General features: G+C 62.7%; 1 protein-coding gene. It reads right to left on the bottom strand.

Annotated features, from left to right (window positions below; all coding sequences use genetic code 11):
- Positions 1 to 667 (bottom strand): dTDP-4-dehydrorhamnose reductase (gene rfbD, locus MKS11_RS27775; protein WP_284109803.1); only part of this gene is annotated, 667 nt, incomplete at its 3' end.
- Positions 668 to 681 lie beyond the last annotated feature (14 nt).

Below are 681 nucleotides of genomic sequence, written 5' to 3'. Positions count from 1 at the left end.
AGCTGGTCTCGCCGCTGGCCACCAGATGATAGGTGCCGGCCAGCGCCGGATTACGCAGCGTTTCACGGATTGCCGTCGCCGTGCAGTCTGCCAGCAGCTCAGCGCCGGTGGGCGCCCCGTGCTGGTCATCAATGATGGTGAGGGTCTCTTTCTCCCCCGCCAGGCGGAGCATGGTTTTGGCAAAGTTGGCGCCGCGGGTGGCATACACCCAGCTGGTACGGAAAATCAGGTGACGCGGGTTGCCCTGCTCCAGGGCCAGTTCACCGGCGCGTTTGGTTTCACCGTAGACGTTAAGCGGGCCAGTCGCTTCATCTTCCCGGCGATAATGGCTGCCGGCGCCGTCGAACACATAGTCGGTGGAATAGTGCACCATCAGGGCACCGAGCTTCGCCGACTCCGCCGCCAGCACCGCCACCCCTTTGTCGTTCAGCAGGTCGGAAAGCTCCCGCTCGCTTTCTGCCTTGTCCACGGCCGTGTGCGCGGCGGCATTCACCACCACATCCGGGCGGACGATACGCACCGTCTGCGCGATGCCTTCCAGGTTCGTCAGGTCACCGCACAGCTCTTTGTCAAAGTAGTCCACCGCGACCACGTCGCCGAGGGTGGACAGGGAACGCTGCAGCTCCCAGCCCACCTGGCCATTCTTGCCAATCAGTAAAATCTTCATTCTCTGTATCCTGT

Origin of the sequence: Klebsiella sp. K5-45, assembly GCF_030128605.1 — a bacterium.
Classification (GTDB): Bacteria; Pseudomonadota; Gammaproteobacteria; order Enterobacterales; family Enterobacteriaceae; genus Klebsiella; species Klebsiella quasipneumoniae.
The sequence above is the reverse complement of the archived record's forward strand: the minus strand, read 5'-3'. Positions and strand labels throughout refer to the sequence as shown.